This is a genomic window from Tropicimonas sp. S265A, assembly GCF_049800835.1.
Taxonomy (GTDB): Bacteria; Pseudomonadota; Alphaproteobacteria; order Rhodobacterales; family Rhodobacteraceae; genus Dinoroseobacter.
Genome location: NZ_JBNAFU010000001.1, coordinates 1,377,891 through 1,397,830 on the forward strand (window position 1 = coordinate 1,377,891; position 19,940 = coordinate 1,397,830).

Genomic DNA, 19,940 nt, shown 5'->3' on the forward strand with positions numbered 1-19,940 from the left:
CGGCCTCAACTCTCAAGTGCCGCGCTGGTCAGCGCATCGGGCGTGAAGGGCAACCGCCTGAGGCGAAGGCCGGTTGCATCATGCACCGCGTTGGCGATAGCTGCCAGTGTCGGGCCCGGTGCGGCCTCCCCTGCCCCCACCGATTTTTCGTCCTGCCGATCCAAGACGACCACATCGATCTTCGGCACGTCGGGAAAGCGCAAGACAGGGTAACTGTCCCAGTCGCGCGAGGTGATACCGTCGCGATCCCATGTCACTTCCTCGTAGAGGGCCCAACTTGCGGCCTGAAGAAACCCGCCTTCAAGTTGTGCCACCAGCCCGTCACGGTCCACGACGCGCCCGGCATCGGCGACGATGATCACGTCGCTGAGCCGGATTTGAGCAGTGTCGGTCACCGTCAGGTCCACCGCGACAGCGACTCGCGTCATGGCATTCTTGTATTGCGCATAGGCAATGCCGCGCCCGCCGGCAGCAGGTTTGGGGCGGCTTTCAAGGTCCTTTTCCAGCGCGTCGATCACCGCGATGGCGCGCGCGTCCGACAGGTTGCGTTTGCGATAGTCGAAAGGATCGAGGCCCTTGTCCTGCACGATCTCGTCCACGAAGCTTTCAATGGCAAAAACGTTCAGAGCGGCGCCAAGGCAGCGAAGCGCCGAACTGCGCAGCGGAGCCTCGGGGATCAAGTTTTTGACAAGGCGCATCTGCGGGATGTCGTAGATCGGGGTCAGGTTCCGGTGCAGTCCGCCGTGCCGGTTCATGTTCGGCACAGCTCGGTGCGGCCCGATGGGCGCGGCCTTGAAATGGTTCCCGAGCAGCTTGGCAGGCCCCGCCCGGTCCGGGCCGCTGCGCGGACGCCCGCGAAAGGTGCCGCCGATGGCGTCGGCCGAGAAGGCCTCCGGATCGCCATTCTCCGCAAGTCGGGCCGCCATATCCACGGCACTCGCCGGGCCAAACGGCTCCCACGCATGTTCATCGTCCCGCGTCCATTTCAGAAGGATCGGCTTGCCCGGCAAGGCCCGGGCGATCAGTGCTGCATCGTAGGCCGCATCGTCCGCCCCGTTGTGGCCGTAGCATCCCGAACCGGGCATGTAGGTCAACTCGACCGCCTCGGGTGCCAGATCAAGGCTCTCCGCAATACTGTCCCGCAAGACGTAGACCCCTTGGCTATGCGTGGTGATCCTGAGGAACTTGCCGTCGCACAGGGCCATGGCTGCGGAAGGCGCGAGCGACCCGTGCATGGTGAAGGGGCGCGTGTAGCGTGCGGAGTAATCTGGGTTCGCCAGCGGGTCCGGGATCACACCGCCCATCTGCGGCACCCCGTCTTCGACGTTCAGGCGGATCGCGTTCCCAGGGCGCAACACCTCATCGACATCGCCCGGGTCGAGCCCTTCGCCCATGTCCCAATCGGTGGTGGTGAACAGCCGCGCCGCGGCCCGGATCACCGACCATTCTTCGGGTCCGGCGACCGCAAGGAAGCTGCCGTCGCGGATCACGCGGAGGCCACGGGCTTCGAGCCCGGATACAGCCGCATCGTCCAGGGTCTTAAGCCGCGCCTTGGCATGGGGCGGGCGCACGACGCGGGCGTGCAGCATATCCGGCACGTCGAGGTCCTGAAGAAACCTGTACGCGCCGGTTACAAGGTCGCGCAGACCGCGCATGGGCAGGGCTTCGGCAGCGCCGGGACGCGCGACTTTCGCGTCTTTCCGGATCGGAATATCCAAGTCGACATCCGCTGCCAGATCCAGCAGGGGCAGAGGTCGGTTGGTGCCGGGCCCGGACACCCCCGTTTCGTCAACCTGCCAGTCTTCCGGCGCACCGCCCACGCGTTCGACCACGCGCGCGATGATGGCTTCGCGCAGCGTGGCACAGGCCAATCGCACGGCGCGGCCTGATTGTTCGATCGAGTTGCTGCCAGAGGTCATGCCCTCGTCCGGGCTGGCCCCCGTGCGCACCGGTTCGACATCGATAAGGTCAAGCGGAAGCGCCAGTTCCGACTGCGCGACCCCCACAAGCGCGGTCGATACACGCTGACCGATGTCGACCTTGCCGGTGCGCAGCCACAACTTGCCTGCATCGATGGCGAGCCAGTCGGAAAGTCTGGGGTGCTCTTCGATGCTCATGTCTGATCGCGCGCGATCTCGATGGCTTGCAGAACGCGGGGATGGGAGCCGCATCGGCACAAATGGGGCGCGAGCGCCGCTTTCACCGCCTGCGGGTCTTCGGGCACACCTTTGGCCACCAGCGCGGTGACCGCGACGACAAGTCCGGCTGTGCAATACCCGCACTGTGCCGCGTTCACTTGCACGAACGCGTCCTGCACGCGGCGTCCAACCCTCGTGTCCGAGAGCCCCTCGACGGTGACGATCTCCTGCCCCTCGAAGCTGGCGGTTGGCGCGTTGCACGTCATTTGCGAAACACCGTCGACCAACACGGCGCAGGCCCCGCACTGCTCCAGACCGCAGCCGAGCTTTGACCCCTTGAGCTTCAACTCGTTCCTGAGCACGAACAGGAGCGGTGTGTCCGGGTCCGAGGCAATCTCGTGCTCCGCGCCATTGATGCGAAGCGTCAGGGTCACGGAGCGACCTTCTCCCACGTGACATCAAGTGCGACATCTGCCGACCGGAACAGGTTCATGACCGGGCAGCGATACTCGACATTGCGCGCAAGACGGTCAAAGCGATCCTGCGTTTCCTCGGTATGGACCCGGATGCGCAGCCGGACCGAGTTGAAGTAGGGCCTGACCCCTTGCACACCGCGACTGCCGCGCTGGTCCACCTCGCCATCGGCATCGATATCGACCGCCGAATACTCGAACTTCATCGCCTCCGCACAGCGGTTGATGATGACGCCCTCGCATCCCAGCAAGGATGACAGGCACATCTCAAGCGGGGTCGGCCCGGTGTTGGTGCCTTTCTCGTCGGTGACAAGAACATGGTCACGCACCATCATCACCGTGCGCGTCGAGGCTTCGTTCCGGGCGCTGACGCGCCGGATGCCGATTGCCGATTTGTTGGGGTCCACGCTGGGGGGAAGCAGGTCGTCTTTCATGAGGACATCTCCAGAATGTCAAAACCGCGCACGCGGTCGAGTAAGTAGATCAAGCCGTTTTCGTCCACGTCCACATCGTTTGATTGCGGCGCGCGGCCTTCGGGAAACTCCGGCATGTAGTGGGCCACTTCGACCGGCAATAGCGGGTCTGTCAGGTCCAGAACGCGCAGTCCGCCTGCGAACCAGGTGGCATAAACCAGTGTCCCATCGAGTTTCTCGCGATACTGATGTGCGCCGAACCGCACCCCGGGCTCACCCACCCAGGGGCACGCGCGCTCAGACAGATCCCATGCGGCAACAGGCTCCATGGCCTTCAGGTCGGTAACGTCCATGACCCAGAGAAAGCCATGCAAGCGTCCCGGCTGGTGCGCGTGTTCTTCGTCAATGGCGAGCGCGTAGCGCCGCCCATCCACCCGCCTTTCCATGGGCATAATGGTGTGCGTCGGTTCCGGGATCGCCTTGGGGAAAACGTAGCTGCCAACAGTCTTGAGTTTCGTGATGTCACTTGCGTCCAGCACACGGATCCCGGCATGCCAGACAGCGGCCCAGAACTCATCGCCCACCCGCATCGCGTGGTGGAGCCGGTTGCCATAGCCTGTCCAGGTCGGTGTCTCGCCCCCCGCCAGATGCTGGCCCGGCATGTGCCACCTTGAGACCTCGACCGGGTTGGTGGGGTCCGCGAGATCATAGACCACAAGGATATTGCCCACGTAGCCGTCCATCTCGGTGGAGATGTACGCGTAGTTCTCGTCCATATCGAACCGGTGGACCCCGAACCCGTGCGTTCTGACATAGGACAGAAGCTTCGGCGCGCTCTTGTCGGAAATATCCCAAACCCGGAAGCCGCCGGAATGATACCCGCGCTCCAGAGCGTCTTCGAGAACCGCGATGTCAGACAGCTCTACGCCAAGGGCCTCGGCAATCGCCGCGTCGTCATGGCCTTCGTTGCGAAGACCGGCGATGCGCTGGCCCTTCCTGAGGAAGTGGCGGCGGTCCTGCTCGACATTGGTGATCATGAGATTGCCGGCCACGCGAACCTTGTGGGTGTGCGACCACTCGTCCGGTGGCGCCACATGCGCGACGACTGTGGGGTTGGACGGGTCGCGCACATCGATGATTGATGTGCCCATCGGTGGTTTCATGTGGCCAACAAACGCGTATCCGTCCTGCACGACGACCTGGCCGCCCCCTTCTATTTCGAGCCCCCCGAGGCGCCGCACGTTCCGTGCCAACTGATATTCGATTTCACGCTTCATTCTGTTGCGACCTCCCGGTTCTGACGGTTTCTGCGCCATTGCATTAGGACCGGGAGTGCAAGCGAGGCGACGAGTCCGACCCAGAGGATGTTTCCGATCGTTGACGAAAAGAGCACGGTGACATCCCCGCCCGACTTTCTGAGCGCCAGCAGGAAGTAGCGTTCCAGTAGCGGGCCGAGGATAACCCCGATCAGGATTGCGGCCACGTGGTACCCGGTTCGCCGCGCGATGTAACCGATCACGCCGAAGGCCAGTGCAAGGTAGAGATCGAACATGTATTCGCGCGGCACGAATGCACCCACCAGCGTGAACGAGATGATCAGCGGCGCGAGGTAGATCGTGGGCACGGTCGTCACGTGGCTCATGTAGCGCGACAGCGGCAGGATCGTCAGGAACATGATCAGGTAGCTGATCGCCATGGCCATGAACATGCCGTAGCCGACCTCGGGGTTCCGCTCGAACAGGGTCGGGCCGAAGCTGACGCCGTGGAACTGCATCACCACAAGCATGATCGCCGCCGTGGCACCGCCGGGGATGCCCAGCACGAGCAGCGGCACAAGCGTGCCCGAGGTGACGCCATTGTTGGCGCTTTCGGGCGCGATGAGTCCCTCGGGATGGCCGGTGCCGTAGCGCTCGGGCGTCTTGGAGAATGTGCGCGACTGCTGATAGGCGACGAAACTTGCGATGGACGCCCCCGCCCCCGGCACAACGCCAATGACCAGACCGATGAGCGACGTCCAGATGATGTGCCACCAGCGTTTCAATGCCGTCAGCGCGCCTTCGACGGTATCGTGCCAGTTGGGATGTTTTGGTTCGGCATCCTCGCTGATGATCATCCGCTTTTCGATGATGATGAACGCCTCGCTCACCGCGAAAAGCCCGACCAGCGCGGGGATCAGCGGCACGCCATCATACAATTCCAGAAAGCCCATCGTGCCGCGGGGTGTGGCGTAGACCACATCCGTGCCGATTGACCCGATCATCAATCCGAAGAACCCGGCAATCAGGCCCTTCAGCATGTCGCGCGCTGCGATCGCCGCGATGAGCGAGATGCCAAACAGCATGACCACGATCATCTCGACCGAATGCATGTAGAACCCGACCCGCGCCAGAAGCGGCATGGTTGCAAGGGCGATCAGCGTTGTCAGAAGCCCGCCGATGCAGGAAGCCACGAACGAGATCGACAGTGCCTGCTGGCCTTTGCCCGCCTTGGCCATCGGGTAGCCATCAAGCGGGGTTGCCGCGGCCCCGGCCGTGCCCGGGATATTGACCAGGATCGCGGGGATCCCGGCACCCATGCGCGCCGCACAATAGAGCGAGACCATGAATACGATGCCGGTTTGCAGGTCCATCGCGAGCGTCAGGGGCATGAGGATGATGATCGTGTTGGCGGCCGAGAACCCCGGGATGCCGCCCACGATAAGACCGAGGAAGATGGTGGGTACGATCACCCACCAGTAACCGATGGTCTGAAAGAAGACCTCTGTCAGAAGTGTCGCCGTTTCACCCATTGGACAGCATCGCCTGCATGAAGGTCTCAAAAACGCCACGGGGGAACCGCGTGTCGAAGGCAAGTATGAACACCGCCCACCCGATCAGCGAGATGACCGCGGACAGAAGCACGACAAGCCCCATGCGCCGCGCCTTGCCGAGTACAGTCATGCTGACCAGCAGAAAAAGGAATGTCGTCAGCGTGAACCCGAGCGGTTCAATCAGCAGGCAGAAGCCGATGGTGGTCGCAAAAAGCCCGAGCCTGCCGGTGCGGATATCTTCCTTGTTCACGAGGTTCGCAAACCCCAGCGTGCCTTCACCGCGCGCGAGCCAGAGGACGCAGCGGATCACGAAGATGCCGCAGGTCAGCAACAGTACGCCTCCGACCAGAAACGCGCTGACCTGGGCAGTCCAGGGCGAATTCCAGATCGTCGTGAAGTAGTAGATCGTGAACACGACCGCCAGAACGGGGATCACGAGCTCACCACCGAGTTGCCGGGGGCTTGCGCTTTTTTCGGGTTTCATGGCCAGACCAGTCATTGAAAGGGAACGGACGGCGGCACGATTTGGCCGCCGCCCCGTGTCGGCAGGTTTATGCGCCGGTCAGCAGCGGCCGATAACGCGCACCGAGCTCGAGCATGGCCTGCTTGAACGCTGCACATTCCTCGACACCGCCGAAGTTCAGGTATTCGGGCGTGCCGCGGGCTTCGACATAGGCATCCAGCAACGCCGGATCGTCGAAGGTTTCACGGAATGTCCGCTGCAGGATCTCAAGACGATCTGGATGATCGTCGGCAGCTTTCCTGTGGATGCCGAAGGCACGGGCCGACAGCATCTCAGGCAGGTCCATGCCATAGGCGTCGTTGATGTTGGGCGCGTTGTTGAGCCGCTCGCCCACGCGGTTTTCTCCGAAGATCAGGAGCGTCTTGACCGCGTCGCCAGCCGCGATGACCGATCCGGACGTCAGGACCGAGAAGTCCACCTCGCCGGTGACGGCACCGGCCACGGTGTTTCGGCCACCCGAGAGCGGGATCAGGTTGAACTGTGCGCCGGTCTCGTCACCAAGAGCCAGCAGACCGATAGATGCGGGATGCGCCATCCGGCTCGTCCCGACGTTGAGCACGCGTTTCTTTCCCTCGGCGATGATGTCATCCATCGTCTGGAGCGGGCTTTCGGCACCGACAAACAGACAGCACGGGTCTGTGTCGACGCGACCGAAATAGAAGTAATCATCTATGTCGAAGGTCGGTGGCTGCATTGCCCAGTTCAGAACTTCGGGTCCCATGTTGCCGAAGATCAGGCTGTAGGCATCGGGCTCGTTCTTGCCCATGTAAACCTCGTAGCCCACGCGCCCGGACGCTCCGGGAAAAAAGCCCGGTTCGAAATCGGTGCCCAGCTTTTGCTTCCAGATGCTGGTAAAGGCGCGGTAGTTACGATCCGCCCCGCCGCCTTCGCGCGTCGGAATGATCACGTTGATGTTGCGGTCCGGATAGGCCGACGCCCGGGCAATACCCGGCGCTGCGAGTGCCAACGTGCCGGCAGCGGCGCTGGTTCTCAGGAACCCCCTGCGGTCAAGTCTTTTCATGTTGTCTTCCTCCTCCTAGAGACAAAACTGGTGTCTTTTCCACCCTTTATTTCAATGCGTTGCTCGACTTCCTCTCAGTTCAGGTGATTAAGAAATCCGCTGTTCCCGCGTAAATCAGGCGCGCGGCGAGCAGCGTAAGAATGACGTTCAGGATGAGCCGGAAGCGATGCTCGTCGACCCTGACGAGGACACGCCGACCGACAATGGTGCCGAGAAACCCCGATGCGATCAGCAGACCGATCAGTCCGGCCCAAAGCGAGAACGCAAACCCCAGAAAGCCGAATGCCACGGTCTTCAACGTATGCTGGATGGTCATCAGCGTTGCATGGGTTGCGGTATGGCTCATCTTGCCAAGTCGCAAGGACGTGACGAATGCGGCCACGAACGGGCCGGTGGCTCCGAAAAACATCGTCAGAAAACTGGAGATCGCCCCGGCAATTCCCGCGGATCGGCGCATGAAGGCTGGCGGCTTGAAGAGGATCGACCACAGGATGAAGAGGCCGACGCCGATCTGTATGGCCGCCGGGTTCAACTGCACGAAGAACAGCGTCCCGAGGCCCACGCCAATCAGCGCGCCCACGGCGAAGAGCGATGCGACACCGGTTTTCAGGTGACGATATGTCAGTGCGGTGCGCCCCGCGTTTGACCCGAGTTGGACGAGACCATGGACGGGAATGATGGCGGCTGCCGGAAGAAGCGTCGCGAAGACCGCGAGCATGACCTGGCCGCCACCGATGCCGAAGGCGACGGTGATGAACGAGCCGAGAAAGCTGGCCGCGATCAGGGTCAGTGCGATCGGCCAGCCGAGCCCTGCATGAAACAACTCCGCGGTCATCTCAGGTCTCCAGCACGGATGGGTGGAACAGATCCTCGGGTGTCACCCGTCTCGCCGCCAGATGTTGCTCCACCGAGTAGCGGCAGATCGCGTCGAGTTCGACACGGTTTGCCGAGAATCCGTAGCTCCAGTAGTCGTGGCCAAGTGTTGCAAGGGTGCGTTCCATGCTCGCATTCAGCCACGGCAGCGTCAGGCGGTTCGCGTTGCCCAGCCAGACCTGTCGCAACCTTTCGATGGCGAGGGTCTTTGCATCGACGAACGCATCGTAAAGCTTGCGCGGCAGATCGGGATACTGATCGGCAAGGGTCTTGCGCAGGCCGATCACGTGCATGATCGGAAAGAACCCGGTCCGTGCATGGTAGTCGCGTTCCGCGGCCTCGAAATCAGGGAAGAGCCGGACGAAACGGTCGTCACCCTCAAGGAATGCCCTGGGCGGCTTCGGTGCCAGAAGCCCGTCAATCTTGCCCGCCTGCAGGAGGTCTTGCAGTGTTTCGCCCCCGGCGATCGGCTCGACGATCATGCCATCCGGCAAGGCCAGGTCCAGCCGCTCCCGGCGCACGCCGTGATCGAGCGCGCCCGTGCGCCAATGCACCTTCGCAGGATCGACCCCGTAGTCGTCAGACAGCAACCCGCGCATCCACAGCGCGGCGGTCATCTGGTATTCGGGGACGCCGATGCGCCTGCCGGCGAAATCCGCCGGGCTCCGTATCCCAGCCCCCTTGCGCGCGAAGAACCCGGAATGCCGGAAGGCCCGGCTGACGAAGGCGGGGATGGCAATATACTCCCCAACCCCGCGGGACACCTGCATCACAAAGCTGGAAATCGACATTTCGGTTATGTCGTGCGGGGCCGGGCCAACGGCGGCGGGGAAAAGCCTCGACGTGGGCTCAACAACACTTCGGAACGTCACCTCCGGGAGGGTCACGCGTCCGTCATGAAGCGCCATCACACGGTCATGGTCCCACGTGGCCAGCGTCAGTTCGAGCGCCCCTGCCGCCTGCGACGTTGCCTTTTCTGAGATAACCGCGCCCGGCATCGCGGTTCAGACAACTTTGACCGACATTGCGCCAAGGCCTTCGACGGCGATTTCCATCACGTCGCCCGGCACGACCGGCCCCACGCCCGACGGTGTGCCGGACAGGATAACATCCCCTGGTGCCAGTTCGTAATACTCCGACAGATAGGCGATCTGTTCCTGCACTTTCCAGATCATCTGGTTCAGGTCGCCATCCTGGCGCAATTCACCGTTCACCTTCAGCGTGATCCGCCCTTCGGACAGGTGCCCGACCTCGGCAACGCGGTGGATCGGACCGACCGGGGCCGATGCCTCAAACGCTTTGCCGATTTCCCATGGCCGCCCCATCTTTTTTTGCGCGCCTTGCAGATCACGGCGGGTCATGTCGAGTGACAGCGCGTAACCGAAGACATGTTCAAGTGCATGCGCGACCGGAATATCGCGCCCACCCGATGCGAGCATGACAGCAACCTCGACCTCGTGGTGCACATCGTTGGTCTTGGGCGGGTACGGAAACTCCGCGCTGGGGCTGAGGTTGTCGGGATTCTTCTGAAAGAAGAACGGCGGCTCGCGGTCGGGGTCATGCCCCATTTCGATCGCGTGCGCGGCATAGTTCCGGCCGATGCAGTAGACGCGGCGCACGGGAAAGAGTTGATCCGATCCTGCGATCGGCAACGCCACCACGGGTGGACGCTCGATAGCGAATTGTCTGGCGGTCCCGTCCATAAGTCTCTCCCCTGACTGCGCAACCGACGATTGGGTTCGAACCAATCTGACCAATTTGGCTTATTGTCGCAATTTATGTTGCATTTTGTCGCAGCTTACCGTTATTTTTGACCAATTCAACCAAAATGATCGACCAATGCAAAACATAGCCCTGTCGAAACACGAAACGGCTGACCGCGTCGAGGCGCGGAGTATCCTTGTAGATTTCATTGAAACGCAGGGGTTCAATCCCGGCGACCGCCTGCCCCCGGAACGCGAGTTGATGGTCAGGCTGGGCATGTCGCGGTCCATGCTGCGCAAGGCACTGGATGCCCTGGAACATGACGGACGCATCTGGCGCCATGTCGGCAAGGGGACCTTCATCGCCGCACCGTCCGGCGTTGCGCGCCCCGGTCGGCTGGCGGACCTGGCGTCCAAAGTCACGCCCCATCAGGTGATGCGGGCCCGCCTGTCGCTGGAGCCGGCCATCGCACGGGAGGCCGCGATCAATGCCTCGGAAGCGGATGTTAGAAGGCTCTTCGACGCGCGCGATGGTGCGCGAGAGGCCGTGGATTGGGACGCCTACGAAGCCGCGGACGATCTTCTGCACCGCGCCGTTGCGGAGGCCACGGGCAACGTCCTGCTGCTGGAGCTGTTCGAACAACTCAATCAGGTCCGCCGGGCCGTGGCCTGGAGCGCCGTTGTGCGCACCACCGCAAGACCGCCCCGCGATCATTCCAGTTTTGCCGAGCATGATCGCCTTGCTGCCGCAATCTCCGCGCGCAATCCGGTGGACGCGCACAGCGCGATGAAAGAGCATCTTGGATCGGTCGCCGCGCGGCTCTTCGGCGAGGTGTAGGGATGCGCGCCTTGAGCGCAACCCTTCGCGTGCATGCCGCCACTGACCGCTTCGCATGACACCATGCCCCGGCGACATTCATGTCCTGAGCGCAGGAGCCCTCAGAACCGGTCTTCGCCTTTGTGTCGCGGCATATGCGCAAAGCACCGGTGATGCGTGTCATATTGAGTTCGCCACGGCCCCCGGGATTGAAAAGTGCCTCGGGGACGGCGGGTCTGCCTACGACATTGTGGTCGCGCCCCAGTGCGCATTTGCAAAAGGCCCTGTGGCAGCGGCTTGCATGCGGGAGACGTCGATCCCGCTCGGCTCTATCGCGGTGGGTGTGGCGGTCAGGCACGGATCGGACGCGCCAAACCTGTGTTCGCCGGATACTGTGCGCGCGGCGCTGCGAAGGGCTGACCCGGTCATCTACAATCGCGCGTCCAGCGGAACCTACATCGAGACAATGATCGAGACCCTTGGCCTGAGCAACGAACTCGCGGAGCGTACGGTCAGGCCGGAGACCGGTCGGGCCGTTATGGAAGAGCTCGTCTCCGCCGTTTCAAGTCGCGCGCTCGCCTTCGGACAGGTTACAGAGATAAAGCGTCTTGAGCATCTTGGCCTGCGCCTTGTCGGCCCGCTGCCCGATGGGCTGGCGAACAAGACCGCGTATGGCGCAGCGCGCACGCGCACATCCAGACCGCCTGCCGGAGCGAAACGCCTTATGCAGTTTCTTCAATCAGCTGAGGCGCGGAGCCTCCTGAAGCAAAGCGGCCTGGAGTAAGGGGGCATGCGCGCGAGAGTGGTGGCGCAGAGGCCCCTTGGGTCGGCAGCCGTCAGAGCCGGTTGACCGGCACCTTGAGCATGGGGTTCCCATCCTTGTCAGTCGGGACCTCGCCCGCGCGCATGTTCACCTGCAGCGACGGGATGATAAGCCGCGGCATGTCGAGTTGCGCATCGCGCTCGGTCCGGAACCTCACGAAGTCTTCCTTCGTCTTGCCGCCGCCCACATGGATGTTGTGCGCCTTTTCATCGCCCACCGTGGTTTCCCACTGGATATCGCGCCCGTTCGGGCCGTAGTCATGGCACATGAAGAGCCGCATATCATCCGGAAGGGCCAGAAGCTTCTGGATGCTGTCGTAAAGCGTGCCTGCATCCCCGCCCGGGAAGTCGGCACGGGCAGAGCCGCCATCGGGCATGAACAACGTGTCCCCGACAAAGGCCGCATTGCCCACGACATGAACCATGCAGGCGGGCGTGTGGCCCGGGGTGTAGATGGCGAAAGCCTGCATGTTCCCAATCGAGTAGGTGTCCCCATCCTCGAACAGGCGATCGAACTGCGACCCGTCCCGCTGGAATTCGGTGCCTTCGTTGAACACCTTTCCGAACGTGTCCTGCACAACCATGATCTTCGAACCGATGCCGATCTTGCCGCCCAGTTTCTGCTGAATATACGGAGCAGCACTCAGATGATCGGCATGGACATGGGTCTCGATGATCCATTCGAGCTCAAGGCCCTCGGTCTCGACGTGGCGGATCAGTTCGTCGGCGTGGTCATGGGTGATGCGCCCAGCGGCGTAGTCGATATCCATCACGCTGTCGATAATGGCGCAGGCCTTCGACGATGGATCTTTCACGATGTAGCTGATCGTGTTTGTGGCTTCATCGAAGAAGGCCTGTACGATCGGTTTGACATCCATGTTGACGGGATAATCGGTCATAAGGTGTGCCTCCGCAGGATTCAGGGTCAGCGGGTCGCCTGCGCTGCCCGCGCGGCGGTTGATTGAAGCGCTTTTGCCAGAAGGATGCCTCCGATGAGGGCTCCGGTGAATACAAAAACCTCCCATCGGCCGGTTCCGAGTGCGGGCAACGCCCCGCCCGGACAGAACCCCGCGATGCCCCAGCCTATGCCAAACACGGCCGATCCGCCCACGAGCCTTGCGTCGATGGCCCGGGATGTCGGCAGGCTGAAGCGGGGTTCGAACACTGGTGCGCTCCGTCCGAACACAAGCTTGTAGCCAATGAACGTCGTCACCAATGCACCGCCCATCACGAAGATCAAAGAGGGGTCCCATGTGCCGGCGACATCGAAGAAGTTGAGCACTTTCGATGGGTTGGCCATGCCCGAGACCGCGATGCCGGTACCGAAGATCAGGCCGATGAGATATGTCGCGATGAGTTTCATGTTTCAGCCTCCGATGACGTGGCGGACAACAAACACGGTGGCGAACGTTGTGGCCATGAAGGTCAGAGTTGCCACGATTGACCGCGGACTGAGCCGGGCCATACCGCAGACCCCGTGCCCCGAGGTGCACCCGGACCCATAAGTCACGCCCAGTCCGACGATGAGACCGCCGATGATCAGGGCTGGCACAGAAACGGGTACCTCAACCGCGGGCATTTGCCCCGTCAGGCCCCAAACCAGCAGAGGGCCGGTGACCATGCCCGCCAGCAACGCGGCACGCCAGGCAAACTCGGCCCGCGAAGCTGGCTGCACCAGCCCAGACAGAACACCGGTGGCGCCCATGATGCGCCCGAGCGTGAGCATAAGGAGTGTCGCGGCAAGTCCGATCAGGACGCCGCCCGAAAGCGACGCCCATGGGGTAAAGACGGTCTCTATCATCAGCAATCCCGGCAGGTCTTGAGCCCGATGATGCTATAGAGCGGGCAGTTGCCGACGAAGGATGTCAGCGTGAAGACACCTGCAACGACAAGCGCAAGCCAGAACAACAGGCCGCTGCCAAGCACCCCGGTGCCAAGTGCCAGAAAAAGCAGGACGGCTGCTATCGCAAGACGCCCGCCGCGGTCGAATTTTCCCATATTGGTGATCATGTCTTACTCCTTTGAGATTCCGTAACCCTAACCTCGCACGACGCCGGGGCTTTTCTTGGTGACTTGGTCACCAAACCTTGCCCCTGCCGCAAGGAAACCGCCCTCACCCGTGCGCGCCGGAGGATTTGGCCAAGCGCGCCAGCCCTTCGCGGCCCGTCAGGCGCACCTCTCCGCGGGCCTGTTCAACCCAGCCCCTGCGATGAAATTCCGCAAGCGTCCTCGAGACAACCTCGCGGGCGGTGCCAAGCTCGGTCCCCAGCATAGCGTGCGTGGCGTGAACGATGTTATCCGCATCCGCAAGTTCGAGCAGGCGGGCGGCCAGCCGCACATCCATGCGCTGAAAAACGATGTCGTCGATCAACGTGAACAGGTCGGTAATGCGCCGCGAGTACGCGGTAAAAACGAACTCTCGGAACACCGGCGACTTCGCAACAAGATCGTCAAAGGTCTTGCGCGGGATGGCAACGGCGGTGACATCCGTCTCGGCGGTGCCTTCGGCGGAATAATCCTCGAAGGCCAGCATACAGGCGGTGGTCAGAACGCAGCTTTCCCCCGCATGCACCCGGTAGAGGAACACGTCGCGCCCGGTCTCTGACGTCTGGTGCACGCGCACTGTGCCTGCCAGCAACAATAACAGGCTGTCGGCGGTCTGCCCCGGGGCAAAGACCTGCGTGCCCGCGGGTACGGAAACGATTTGGCTGCCCGCCGCCAGGGCCGCGCGCAAATCGTCCGGCAATCGGCTCAGACCTTTGAAATTGTCGATCCATGTTGCGTCCATGGTGCGCCTCCCACTTCTGTCGCATCGCTCTGATTTTAACGCTGTTCCCGGGGATCAAAACAGTCTGATCCGGTCGCCTCCTAGCTGTCATGCACGACCGATCGGCGGAACAGCAGAAGGCTTGTCGCCAACAAAGCAAGCCCGAGCAACGCCATCCACAGGAATTCGGGCCAGACAGTCTCGACGCCGGCCCCCTTGAAGACGATGGCCTGGCTGGCAGACATGTAATGGCGCGATGGCAGGATCAGCGTCGCGGTCTGAAGCCAGGGCGGTTGCCCTTCGATCGGGGTTTCACCGCCCGACAACATCAGCATCGGCAAGACGATGAGCATGACCAGCAGCGCGAACTGCGCCATGGACCGGGCGATTGTGGCAAGGAACACGCCGAGCGCGGTCGCCGTAAACAGAAACAATGCCGTCCCGAACAGAAAGAGCGCAGTTGATCCCGCAATGACAATGCCCAGGGTGCCCTGCATGACGAAGACAAGCGAAAGCCCCGCCGCGACCAGAACCACGGCGGCGTTCGCCCAGATCTTGGCCATCGCGATGTCGAGGGGGGTCAACGGCATGGCCAGCAGGTGCTCGATCGTGCCGTGTTCACGTTCTCGGATCATGGCCGCCCCGGTCAGGATGGTGGTGAGCCACATGATCTGACCGATCAAGGCCACGATCCCCGCAAAACGCACCGGCTCGCGGTTGGGGTTGAAGGCGCTGCGCAGGATCAGATCAACCTGTGGTGGGTCAACAAGGTCAACCCCAACCGCGAAGCGGTAGATCTCGGCGCTCAGGATGTTGGAAATATAGCTGACACCGATACCTGCCTGTTCCATTGCCGTGGCATCGATCAGCACCTGAATTTCCGGAGCGCGGGCAGCGCGAATATCCTTTTCGAACCCTGGCGGGATCGCGACGACAAACAGATACCGGCCGGCATCCATCTCGGCGGGGCCTGTGCCGGGTACAATCTGCTGCACCGGCTGAAACTCGGGCGGAAAGAAAGCGTTGGCGAGCGCACGTGACAGGGGCGAGTTGTCTTCATCCTCGAACGCGATGGACGCGTTGTTGACCGAACTCGAAACCCCGGTCGCCTCCATCACGGGTGCCAGAGTGAACGACCATGCCAGCAACGCCATCATGACCCAGTCGCGGCGCAGGCTCATCACCTCCTTGAGACCCAGCCAGAAGATACAACGCAACCGTCGCATTCACTTCTCCTGCGCGCGCAGAGACAGCGCCGCGAGCGCGGTCAGCACCGGCCCGAAACATGCCAGCGCCAGGATGTCGGGACCAAGCGCTTCCCAACTGAGCCCCTTGGTGAACGCCCCCACGTTGAGATGCAGGAAATAAGAGGACGGCCAGAGCGATCCGATCATCTGCGCGCCGCCTTCGAGGGTGGAGACGGGCTGCAATAGGCCAGAGAACTGGATTGTCGGGACAACCGACGCAATGGCCGTGGCGAAGGTTGCGGCCACCTGGCTTGAGGTCATCGTCGCGATCAGCAGCCCATAGGACGTGGTCGCCCAGACATAGAGCAGCCCGCCAATGGCCAGTGGCAGCGGATCGCCCTTGAGCGGGACACCAAAGAGGAACACCGTCATTCCGGCCAGCAGCAGGAAATTGGCGAAAGCTATGGCGATATAGGGCAACTGCTTGCCAATCAGGAACTCCAGCCGGGTTGTTGGTGTGACATAGAAATTGGTGACGGAGCCAAGCTCCCGCTCCCGCGCGACGCTGACAGCCGCGAGAACCGCAGGCAGCATGATTAGCAGGATCGCAGGCATTGCCGGGGCCATCGCGGCGATGCTTTCAAAGCTCTGATTGTACCTGAAACGCGGCTCGATGCGGGCGATTTCAGGTTGCGGGATGCCGTTCTGCCGTGCCTGAACCCCGAGAAATGTCTGGTGCAGCCCGGCCATGTAGCCCTCGACCGTTTCTCCCTTGAACGGAATGGCACCGTCCACGGTCGCCAACACTTCGGTCGGCTCGCCGGCGCGCAGCTTTCGCCCGAAATCCGGCGGCAGTTCCACCACCAGCGAAACGTCACCGGCCGTAAGCCGGGCCCGCCCCTCGGCCGCATCGGCAAGGGGGGGCGTGGCCTCGAAATAGCGCGAGCCTGCAACTTCGGAGATATAGGCGCGACTTTCGGGGCCCTGTGACAGATCCAGCACGGCAAATTCGAGGTCTTCGATGTCGAGCGAGATGCCGTAACAGAAAACCAACATCAAAATTGCAGACCCCAGGAATGCAAAGGCCAGCCGCACCCGGTCGCGCAGCACCTCGACCGTTTCGCGCTGCGCATACGCGAGCACGCGCCCCAGCCCGCCGCCAGCGCCCGCGCGCGCGATGTCCGCGGCCCCTTCTGGTGCGGTCACCTGCGGCGGAGTATCAGCGGCCTCAAGGATCGAAATGAACGCCGCTTCTAGGGTTGCCGCCCCTTCCGCCGCCTTCAGCGCATCGGGGGTGCCTTCGGCAAGCACACGCCCGGCATGCATGAACGAGACGCGGTCACAGCGTTCCGCCTCGGCCATGAAATGGGTAGAAACAAAGATCGTCACGCCATCCTTGCGTGACAGTTCGATCAGCAGCTCCCAAAAGGCATCTCGCGCGCCCGGATCAACCCCGGAGGTCGGCTCGTCCAGGATCAAAACGCGCGGGCGATGGATGACCGCGACCGCCAGCGACAGACGTTGCTTGATGCCCAACGGCAGAGCGGTGGCCAGCGTGTTGGAATGGGCCGTCAGCCCGAACCGGTCCATCAGGGTCGCGATACGCTCTTCCGCTGCGTCGATCGCAAAGATGCGGGCATGCAATTGGAGGTTCTGCCGCACCGTCAACTCGCCATAGAGCGAGAATGCCTGGCTCATGTACCCGATGTCACGCCGCATCTTGGGATCGTGCGCGTCCACCTGCGCCCCAAACAGCGATGCATCACCCGAGCTTGCGGGCAGCAGTCCGGTGAGCATTTTCATCGTCGTCGATTTGCCGCAGCCATTGGAACCGAGGAACCCGAAGATCTCGCCACGGTTGATCGAGAAATCGACGTTGTCCACGGCGGTGAAATCACCAAAGCGTCGTGTCAGACCCCGCGCCGTTATGACCGGGTCTGCCGCCACGGTCCGGCGCGCGGATTGCGCGAACAGACCTCGCTCAGCCCCCTGCGCCTGCAAGGTGCGATAGGCCGTTTCAAGCGTGTCGGCTGTGCCCTTGAGCGCGTCGGGCGTTCCTTCGAAAAGGACGCGCCCGGCATCCATCGCGACGATCCAGTCGAACTCTGCGGCCTCTTCCATGTAAGCCGTCGACACGAGCACGGACAGCTTCGGGTTGTCCGCCCGTATTGCTGCAATCAGCGCCCAGAACTGCCGCCGCGACAACGGGTCCACACCTGTTGTCGGCTCGTCCAGAACCAGAAGTTCCGGATCGTGGATCAGGGCGCAACACAGCCCCAGTTTCTGTTTCATGCCCCCGGACAGTTTGCCCATGAGCCGATCCGCGAACGGGGCGAGGCCCGTAGCCCCGAGAAGGGCCGTGATACGGGCTTCCCGCTCTGAATGGCCCTGCCCGAAGAGCCGCGAGAAGAATTCAAGGTTTTCGCGCACCGACAATTCCGCATACAGGTTACGACCGAGGCCTTGCGGCATGAAGGCGATCGCAGGGCACACTGCGCGCCGGTGCGCCGGGTCATCGATTGGTCCGCCCAGCACATCGATCGCGCCGGACTGGAGTTTCTTTGCCCCGGTAATCAACCCCAGAAGGGTGGATTTTCCGACCCCGTCCGGGCCGATGAACCCGACCATCCGGCCTGCAGGCAGGTCCAGAGTCAGCGCATCAAGGGCGCTCTGCCTGCGGTAGAGATGCGTGACCTGCGCGATACGGATCACGGGTGGCGCGGTGTCGGAGATCATTCGAACAACTCTGGCGGGATGCGTTGCTGCAACGCGTCGGGCCAGGGCGTTTCTTCGGCGAGCCTGATGATCGCAACACCACGGAGCCCGGTCTTGACGTGTTCTATCCTTCCTTCAACCAGGTCAGTTGGAATTCGGACGCGCACGCGAAAGACCAACTGCTCGCGCTCGCTGAGCGTCTCGACCTGTTTTGGCGTGAACTGTGCCTCCGGCGAGACGAAACTGACCTTGGCCGGGATCGCGTAATCAGGCAGCGCATCCAGAACGATGCGCGCGTCCGCCCCGATGGGGAGGAGACCGGCATCAAGAGCGGGGAGAAACACCTCCATGTAAACGTCTTCGAGACTGAGCAGAGTGAGGATGGGAGCGCCCGCCGCAACCACCTCGCCCGGTTCTGCCAAACGGTAGAGCACCCGGCCACCCATCGGGGCAAACAACGTACTGTCCTCGATCAGCGACGCGATCCGGCGTGCCTCCGCCTCTGCGGCGGCAATCTGGCTCTCGGCCGTGGCGACCCGCGCCCGCGCGGCACCAAGCACCGCTTCGGCTACCTGAAAGGCGGTTTCCCGGTCCTCGAACATGGTCTCCGAAATGTTCTGTCCGGCGAGCAGGACCCGCGCCCGGTCCAGTTCGTGTTGCGCCCTGCGTGCCTGACTTTCGCGCTGCAGGACAATGGCTTCTGCCTCCGCCCTCGTCTGTCGTGCCAGGGCAACCTCCGCCGTGGCCCGGTCCAGCGAGGCAGCAAGCTCGTCCGTGTCCATCTCCACCAGCATATCGCCTGGCGCGACGAGGCTGCCCTCTGCGGCCAGTACACGGGCAACGCGTCCGGAAATTGTTGGCGCGATATCGACCTGTTCGGCTTCAATCCGCCCGTTTCCCTGAACAAATCCGGCCGGCAGCCCCTCCTCCCCGTCGGAGACGAGAGCGAGCATCACAGCGCCCGCAAGCGCGACAGCCAAAGCCGCGAACAATCCGTTTCTAGATGTCATGTAAAATGCTCCCCCCTCCGCTCGTCCAAGCGTAAAGCCGGAGGCGAAAAACCGCTTTGCGCTGGGTCAAGAGCGCAGGCGTTTTGATCACTCTGGCAGGAAAACGCCCCCGAGGAGCCGACGGCAACCAAGCGTTCCAGAGCGCAGAGAGAAGAGCGTGCCCATAGCAGGTGATAGTTGGCCTGCGGTCAAATCTGGCCGGAAACCGGTACGACCCGGGCCATGACCAGCCGTGACGCAGCCCTTTAGGGAGGCCGCTGTCTCAGATAGCGCTGTTCCCACGGCTGATTAAGCGTCTGAAACAGGCTTCACCATGACCGATGGCTTCAAGCAGTTGCCAAGAGATTGAATGGCATGGATGGGATGGCTGAAATGATGGTGGCGGGGGCGGAGTCGTGTTTTCCAACCAACCCACTCCTTTCAAGCAATTTTTTCCTAATCAACTGAATTTTGATACCCCTGTATGTACCCGCGCGGGGGTATGCTTCTACTCTCAAGTATTTGAAATATTTGTATGATTCCGTGTTTGGGAATCGAATTGAGTTTCCACTGATAGCCAAGATCATCCATTGTTGTCCAGCGTAGTTCGCGTTCTGGGCGCTGTCTACGAGGGCTATCTAAGGCTCCCCAAATCCCTGTCGATTTTGACCACTACTCTGTTGCGAGCTG

20 protein-coding genes are annotated in these 19,940 nt (G+C 62.3%); 2 read left to right on the forward strand and 18 right to left on the reverse strand.

Annotation, left to right across the window (positions count from 1 at the left end; all coding sequences use genetic code 11):
- Positions 1 to 5: 5 nt before the first annotated feature.
- The 10 genes from ACP15N_RS06865 to ACP15N_RS06910 form a co-directional block, all read right to left on the reverse strand.
- Entirely contained in the window at positions 6 to 2,117 is a 2,112-nt protein-coding gene (locus tag ACP15N_RS06865) for a molybdopterin cofactor-binding domain-containing protein (protein ID WP_425091476.1), read from the reverse strand.
- The gene (locus tag ACP15N_RS06870) at positions 2,114 to 2,572 is read right to left on the reverse strand and encodes a (2Fe-2S)-binding protein (RefSeq protein ID WP_425091477.1); all 459 of its coding nucleotides are present in this window, start codon (positions 2,570 to 2,572) and stop codon (positions 2,114 to 2,116) included. Before ACP15N_RS06870 ends, ACP15N_RS06865 begins: the two co-directional genes overlap by 4 nt.
- Positions 2,569 to 3,045 carry an OsmC family protein gene (locus ACP15N_RS06875; protein ID WP_425091478.1) on the reverse strand — a complete coding sequence of 159 codons (477 nt, stop codon included), beginning with the start codon at positions 3,043 to 3,045 and terminating at the stop codon, positions 2,569 to 2,571. Before ACP15N_RS06875 ends, ACP15N_RS06870 begins: the two co-directional genes overlap by 4 nt.
- Positions 3,042 to 4,301, reverse strand: coding sequence for an LVIVD repeat-containing protein (locus ACP15N_RS06880; RefSeq protein ID WP_425091479.1), 1,260 nt, complete (start codon positions 4,299 to 4,301; stop codon positions 3,042 to 3,044). Before ACP15N_RS06880 ends, ACP15N_RS06875 begins: the two co-directional genes overlap by 4 nt.
- Positions 4,298 to 5,812 (reverse strand): tripartite tricarboxylate transporter permease, encoded by a 1,515-nt coding sequence (locus tag ACP15N_RS06885; RefSeq protein ID WP_425091480.1) that lies wholly within the window; start codon positions 5,810 to 5,812, stop codon positions 4,298 to 4,300. The genes ACP15N_RS06880 and ACP15N_RS06885 overlap by 4 nt, the downstream gene beginning before the upstream one ends.
- Complete coding sequence (locus tag ACP15N_RS06890) at positions 5,805 to 6,332, reverse strand: tripartite tricarboxylate transporter TctB family protein (protein ID WP_425091481.1); 528 nt, start codon at positions 6,330 to 6,332, stop codon at positions 5,805 to 5,807. Before ACP15N_RS06890 ends, ACP15N_RS06885 begins: the two co-directional genes overlap by 8 nt.
- Positions 6,333 to 6,384: 52 nt before the next feature.
- Positions 6,385 to 7,377 carry a tripartite tricarboxylate transporter substrate-binding protein gene (locus ACP15N_RS06895; RefSeq protein ID WP_425091482.1) on the reverse strand — a complete coding sequence of 331 codons (993 nt, stop codon included), beginning with the start codon at positions 7,375 to 7,377 and terminating at the stop codon, positions 6,385 to 6,387.
- A gap of 79 nt (positions 7,378 to 7,456) precedes the next feature.
- Entirely contained in the window at positions 7,457 to 8,212 is a 756-nt protein-coding gene (locus ACP15N_RS06900) for a sulfite exporter TauE/SafE family protein (protein ID WP_425091483.1), read from the reverse strand.
- A 1-nt stretch (position 8,213) separates the two neighbouring features.
- The gene (locus ACP15N_RS06905; protein ID WP_425091484.1) at positions 8,214 to 9,248 is read right to left on the reverse strand and encodes an ABC transporter substrate-binding protein; all 1,035 of its coding nucleotides are present in this window, start codon (positions 9,246 to 9,248) and stop codon (positions 8,214 to 8,216) included.
- A gap of 6 nt (positions 9,249 to 9,254) precedes the next feature.
- Positions 9,255 to 9,953 (reverse strand): fumarylacetoacetate hydrolase family protein, encoded by a 699-nt coding sequence (locus ACP15N_RS06910; RefSeq protein WP_425091485.1) that lies wholly within the window; start codon positions 9,951 to 9,953, stop codon positions 9,255 to 9,257.
- Between the two features lie 136 nt (positions 9,954 to 10,089).
- Between ACP15N_RS06910 and ACP15N_RS06915 the strand changes: the two genes are divergently transcribed.
- Both ACP15N_RS06915 and ACP15N_RS06920 read left to right on the forward strand, forming a co-directional pair.
- Positions 10,090 to 10,791, forward strand: a complete 702-nt coding sequence (locus tag ACP15N_RS06915) for a FadR/GntR family transcriptional regulator (protein ID WP_425091486.1) — start codon at positions 10,090 to 10,092, stop codon at positions 10,789 to 10,791.
- Between the two features lie 55 nt (positions 10,792 to 10,846).
- Complete coding sequence (locus ACP15N_RS06920; RefSeq protein WP_425091487.1) at positions 10,847 to 11,554, forward strand: substrate-binding domain-containing protein; 708 nt, start codon at positions 10,847 to 10,849, stop codon at positions 11,552 to 11,554.
- Positions 11,555 to 11,606: 52 nt separating this feature from the next.
- Here the strand turns inward: ACP15N_RS06920 and ACP15N_RS06925 are convergent, their stop codons facing one another.
- The 8 genes from ACP15N_RS06925 to ACP15N_RS06960 all read right to left on the reverse strand — a co-directional run bounded on the left by ACP15N_RS06925 (position 11,607) and on the right by ACP15N_RS06960 (position 19,271).
- The gene (locus tag ACP15N_RS06925; protein WP_425091488.1) at positions 11,607 to 12,491 is read right to left on the reverse strand and encodes an MBL fold metallo-hydrolase; all 885 of its coding nucleotides are present in this window, start codon (positions 12,489 to 12,491) and stop codon (positions 11,607 to 11,609) included.
- Between the two features lie 26 nt (positions 12,492 to 12,517).
- Positions 12,518 to 12,955 carry a DUF6691 family protein gene (locus ACP15N_RS06930; RefSeq protein WP_425091489.1) on the reverse strand — a complete coding sequence of 146 codons (438 nt, stop codon included), beginning with the start codon at positions 12,953 to 12,955 and terminating at the stop codon, positions 12,518 to 12,520.
- Between the two features lie 3 nt (positions 12,956 to 12,958).
- Entirely contained in the window at positions 12,959 to 13,393 is a 435-nt protein-coding gene (locus tag ACP15N_RS06935; RefSeq protein ID WP_425091490.1) for a YeeE/YedE family protein, read from the reverse strand.
- Positions 13,393 to 13,602, reverse strand: a complete 210-nt coding sequence (locus ACP15N_RS06940) for a YgaP family membrane protein (protein WP_425091491.1) — start codon at positions 13,600 to 13,602, stop codon at positions 13,393 to 13,395. The genes ACP15N_RS06935 and ACP15N_RS06940 overlap by 1 nt, the downstream gene beginning before the upstream one ends.
- 103 nt (positions 13,603 to 13,705) lie before the next feature.
- Positions 13,706 to 14,380 (reverse strand): Crp/Fnr family transcriptional regulator, encoded by a 675-nt coding sequence (locus ACP15N_RS06945; RefSeq protein ID WP_425091492.1) that lies wholly within the window; start codon positions 14,378 to 14,380, stop codon positions 13,706 to 13,708.
- Positions 14,381 to 14,460: 80 nt separating this feature from the next.
- Entirely contained in the window at positions 14,461 to 15,585 is a 1,125-nt protein-coding gene (locus ACP15N_RS06950; protein WP_425091493.1) for an ABC transporter permease, read from the reverse strand.
- The gene (gene rbbA / locus ACP15N_RS06955) at positions 15,586 to 18,282 is read right to left on the reverse strand and encodes a ribosome-associated ATPase/putative transporter RbbA (RefSeq protein ID WP_425091494.1); all 2,697 of its coding nucleotides are present in this window, start codon (positions 18,280 to 18,282) and stop codon (positions 15,586 to 15,588) included.
- The gene (locus ACP15N_RS06960) at positions 18,279 to 19,271 is read right to left on the reverse strand and encodes an HlyD family secretion protein (RefSeq protein WP_425091495.1); all 993 of its coding nucleotides are present in this window, start codon (positions 19,269 to 19,271) and stop codon (positions 18,279 to 18,281) included. The genes rbbA and ACP15N_RS06960 overlap by 4 nt, the downstream gene beginning before the upstream one ends.
- Between the last annotated feature and the right edge of the window lie 669 nt (positions 19,272 to 19,940).